The 4,564-nt window shown below is 65.0% G+C and carries 5 protein-coding genes; 3 read left to right on the plus strand and 2 right to left on the minus strand.

All coding sequences use genetic code 11. The features are described 5' to 3' along the window. The 3 genes from AC1DU6_RS20875 to AC1DU6_RS20885 all read left to right on the plus strand — a co-directional run. Window positions 1-766 (plus strand): amino acid ABC transporter substrate-binding protein (locus AC1DU6_RS20875; RefSeq protein ID WP_477859301.1); only part of this gene is annotated, 766 nt, incomplete at its 5' end. A gap of 59 nt (window positions 767-825) precedes the next feature. Next, window positions 826-1,404, plus strand: a complete 579-nt coding sequence (locus AC1DU6_RS20880; protein WP_477859303.1) for a flavin reductase family protein — start codon at window positions 826-828, stop codon at window positions 1,402-1,404. A gap of 80 nt (window positions 1,405-1,484) precedes the next feature. Continuing rightward, a complete protein-coding gene (locus AC1DU6_RS20885; RefSeq protein WP_457324579.1) occupies window positions 1,485-1,868 on the plus strand; it encodes a nuclear transport factor 2 family protein in 384 nt (127 codons plus the stop codon). A 51-nt stretch (window positions 1,869-1,919) separates the two neighbouring features. On the opposite strand, the gene AC1DU6_RS20890 is transcribed toward AC1DU6_RS20885, so the two are convergent. Both AC1DU6_RS20890 and AC1DU6_RS20895 read right to left on the minus strand, forming a co-directional pair. Then, window positions 1,920-4,265, minus strand: coding sequence for a GH36-type glycosyl hydrolase domain-containing protein (locus AC1DU6_RS20890; RefSeq protein ID WP_477859305.1), 2,346 nt, complete (start codon window positions 4,263-4,265; stop codon window positions 1,920-1,922). A gap of 5 nt (window positions 4,266-4,270) precedes the next feature. Then, window positions 4,271-4,564 (minus strand): MFS transporter (locus AC1DU6_RS20895; protein ID WP_477859307.1); only part of this gene is annotated, 294 nt, incomplete at its 5' end.

Below are 4,564 nucleotides of genomic sequence, written 5' to 3' on the forward strand. Positions count from 1 at the left end.
GTCGTACACCATCGGTGGCGGGAAGTACGTCGGTTTTCACATCGACTTGTGCCATCGCGCGCTGGCCGACATCCAGAAGCAGCTTGGACTCGCAAAGCTGGACATCAAGTACCAACCCGTGTCGTCGGCCAATCGGACGCCGCTGCTGCAAAACGGTACGGTCGACATCGAATGCGGCTCAACGACCAACAACGCCGCCCGCCAACAACAGGTCGCGTTTGCCCTCACCACTTATGTCGAGGAAATCCGCATCGCCGTGAAGGCGAACTCAGGCATTCAGTCGATCAGTCAGTTGAACGGCCGCAAGGTCGCGACGACCACCGGCACGACCAGCGTGCTGCTCCTACGCAAGCACCAAAAGGCCGCGGGCGTCGAGTTCCAGGAGATCTTCGGCAAGGACCACACCGACAGCATGCTCAATCTCGATTCCGGGCGTGCCGATGCCTTCGTGATGGACGCTCAAGTGCTGGCCGGCAACATTGCCAAGTCGCGCAATCCGGCCGATTTCAGAATCGTCGGCGAGGTGCTCGGCGTGGAGCCGATCGCGATCATGATCCGCAAGGACGATCTCGCCTTCAAGCAAAGCATCGACAACACGCTGCGAGGCCTGATGAAGAGCGGCGAGATTGCGCAGCTCTACGACAAGTGGTTCATGAAGCCGATCCCGCCCACCAACACCGCCGTCAATCTGCCGGCCTCTGAAGAGACAAAGGCCGCCTGGGTGAGTCCGACCGACAAGCCCGCTGAGGACTACGCGCGTCGGTGATTCGACTTACCCGGCTCCCGGGTCGGGGTTCACTTTTCCTGCTTCCATCCAAAAGCACCATGAACGAGCATTTCCGACCGGTTGCGCTAGAGCACGCCAGCCGCCTGATCAACCACGGCCCAACCGTGCTGGTGACCAGTGCGGACGGCGAGCGCCGCAATGTGATGGCTGCCGCTTGGTCAATGCCAGTTGAATTCACACCGCCGCGCGTTGCCGTCGTCATCGACAAGCGTACTCATACGCGCGAACTCGTCACGGCCAGCGGTGCGTTCGGCCTCTGCCTTCCGGGTGCGGCGCTGGTTGACCTGACCTACGCCGTCGGCAGTGCCAGCGGCCGCGATATCGACAAGTTCGCTCGCCACGGAATCGCCGCAAGAAAAGGTCCGGCATTCGGCGTGCCGCTGATCGAGTTGGGCTGCGCCGCCTGGCTTGAATGCCGACTGATTCGCGAACCGCATACCGAGGATGCCTACGACACCTGCTTCGCGGAGGTGGTTGCGGCCGCAGCCGACGAACGCATCTTCGCGAACGGACATTGGTTGTTTCGCGATGACAACGTGGCGCTGCAGACCATCCACCACCTCGGTGGCGGCAACTTCGTGCATGCCGGCGGCGTGCTGCACGCTCAACCGCTGTAGTCGCGGGCGGCGTCGCTGCCCCGGGTTCCAACGCCGTGTCTGGAGCCCATTGAATTCCCAACCTCAACCCGGATCAAATCATGAGCAAACCTGTTTACGTCCAGGAGTACCACGCGATCGTCGAGGTGCTGAACAAGTACAACGATGGCTGCAAGCAGGCCAAGAGCAGCATCATGAAGCCCGCCTTCAGCGACCAGGCAACCATCTTTGGCCTCGGCGCGGACGGCAAGCTGTCGGGTGGTGCAATTCAGAATTTGTTCGACGGGATCGACAGTTCCTTTCGTCCTTCGCCCGAAGCGCAAGCTGCGATCGTCAGAGTCGACATCGTCGGCACCGCCGCCAGCGCCCGCATCGACACCAATGACGTCTCCGGTTTTTGCTTCACCGATTTCTTCCATCTGCTGAAGGTCGATGGAAAGTGGATCGTGATCAGCAAGATCTACCACACGCACGTCGCCCCCTGAGCATCACGGAACCTGCTCGACCATCAGCGACTTGATGCGCCTCCAGCGAAATCACGTCTTGGAGCGGTTCCCCAGCTCAACGTCGAGCCGGTACTCGCGCCCGGCTTCGATATTGCGCACCAAGTCATCGGCCAACGGTTGACCATCAAGATGGATGCAAGCCGTGCCCGTGCGGCGCACCCGCAGCTTGAAGCGCGCACCGCGGAACTCGCGCTCGGCGTTGAGATGGTCCCAGCCGTCGGGCAGTTGCGGCCTCACTGACAGCCCCTGCGCGTGGCCACGCAGCCCGCACAAGCCTTCGATGACGCAGCGATAGGCCCAGGCCGCGGTGCCGGTGTTGAACAGCTGGCTGGAGCGGCCGGCCGTACGCGGGAACTGCTGGTGCGCGCCGCGGTAGTAGTTGGGGATGAAGACCGGCAACTGGCCGCGCTGCGAATAGTCGGCCTCGTCAGGGCCCGGAACCATTCGGCGCAGCGCGCTGTAGGCGCGGTCGCCCTCGCCGGCGTCGTACAGCGCATGCACGTAGAAGCTGGCGGCGTGGTTGTAGACCGCGCCGTTCTCGGCCGAGCCGGGGTGCTTCTGCGTGACGCGGCCCACATCGTCGCGCATGCCGGAGTAGGGCGGGTTGAACATGGCCATGCCGTGTGGCGTGTCGAGCTGGGCGTCGATGGCGGCCAGCATCTTCATGCGCTGCTCGCCGCTCGCGGCACCGCTGAGCATGGCCCAGGACTGCGGGTTGAGGTAGATGCGGCCCTCGGTGTCGGCGCTGACGCCGAAGACAACGCCGTCGTCCGTGATGCCGCGGGCGAACCAGTCGCCGTCCCACAGGTGGCGGTTGGCGGCGGCATTCAGTTCGTTGACCGCCGCCTGCCAATGCGCGGCTTGCTCGGCGCGGCCTGCGTCGGCGCAAATGCTGCTCCACAGCCGCATCGCATAGGCGGCCGCCACAGTGAGCCAGCCCGACACGCCACGGCCCTTGTAGCCCACCATGTTMATCGGGTCGCACCAGTCGCCCTGGGCGATGTAGCTCAGGCCGCGCGCGTCGCGGTCCTGCTGCAGCCAGGTCATGGCGGCGTCCAGCCGTTCGGCGACGGTGAGGTCGTTCACCACTACATCCAACAGCGCGAAGTCGCCCGCCTCGTCCAGGTAGGCCTGCAGGCACACAGGCAGCCAAACGCAGTGGTCGGTGTGCGGTACCTGGTTGATGTACTTCAGCTCGGCGCCTTCGATCAGCAGGATGCCGTCCGGCATCGAGCCGTTGGCGGCCTGTTGGCTCAGCGCGTGCAGCAGCGCTCCGCGCGTGACGCTCGGCGCGATATAGGCCATGCCGAGGTTGTCCTGCAGGTAGTTGCGCGTCTGCGGGTCGGTGCTGAGCCGGTTCACGTCGCCGTGATAGAAAACCTGGCGCGGCAGCCAGTGATTGACGAAGCGGTCGAAGTCGGCATCGGGTGTCTTGATGCGCAGGCAGCCGCGGCCGCTGTCGATGTAGTCGGCATAGGCGGCGTGGGCGCGGGCGAAGCCGGCTTCACTGAGGTAGGTCTCGCGCACGCTGGCGATCTCGGCGTCGTCCAGCGCAGGGCCAAACAGGAAGCGGTAGGTCTTGCTCTCATTGGGCCGCAGCGCCAGCCGGTACTGCATGGCAGCGGCGGGTGTCTCGTAGCGAGCGTCGCCGCCGGCCAGTTGCTCGGCCTGCAGCGCGCTGGGCCGGTGCAAGCCGCCTTCTCCTTCAAACGCGCCTTGGCTGGCTTCCCAGGCATCGGGCGGGCACTCGCAGAGGAAATAGGTCTTGTCCTTGAGCTGCAGGTTCTTGAAGTAGTCCGCCACCTTCTGGTAGGGCGTCACGCTGCTGGCCACGATGCCGCCCAGGTCGGCGCGCCACTCGGCCGACTGGTTCATCCACGACATGTAGCCGATGGGAAAGTAGGGCACGACGCTGATGCGCCGTGGCCGGCCCGAAAGGTTGGTGACGCGAGCCTCCCACAGCTCGACGACATCGTCGGTCGGCAGGCCTAACGCCATCTCCACGCGCAGGCCGAGGTGCTCCACCGTCCAGCTCAGGTCGTACCGGCCGACGACGAAGCTGAAGCTGTCGACCGGCGCACGCACCGGCTCATACGGCGCCGAGAACAGCTCGCCCGTGTCCTCGTCCTTCACGTAGACGAAGCGGCCGGGGTGGTGGGCGTAGTAGGCCTGCTCCGGCTGCATGAAGGTCTTGGCCTCCAGGTTGGGCGCATGGGCGTACTTGGCCGGCTCGGGCTGCATGAACTGCGCGGTGGCGTAGCCGCGGCAGGTCACCTGGATCATCATGCGACGGTTCCACAGGAAGCCGGCGGCCTGGGGCAGGGCGGTGGGGCTGGTGAGCTCGCAGCGCTCGCCGTCATCGAGGTGTCGCAGCATGGGCGTCAGACCGGTGAAGTGGAGAACTTGCGCGCGGCCAGGTCGGCCTGGATGCGCGCCATGGTGGGGTTGTCCAGCGTGTAGAAGACCATGATGACGGCGGCCAGCAGCGTGAAGCCGGCCGGGATCACGGACATCAGCCAGACGATGCCGGCCTGGGAGTCGGCCGATTGCACCGCGTTGGGCACATAGCCCAGCGCCGTGAACAGCGTGCCGATGACGCCGACGGCGACAGCCGTGCCGAGCTTCTGCGCGAACGAGCTGGCCGCGAAGGTCATGCCCGTCGCGCGGCGGCCGTT

Source organism: Roseateles sp. P5_B10 (assembly GCF_056400485.1).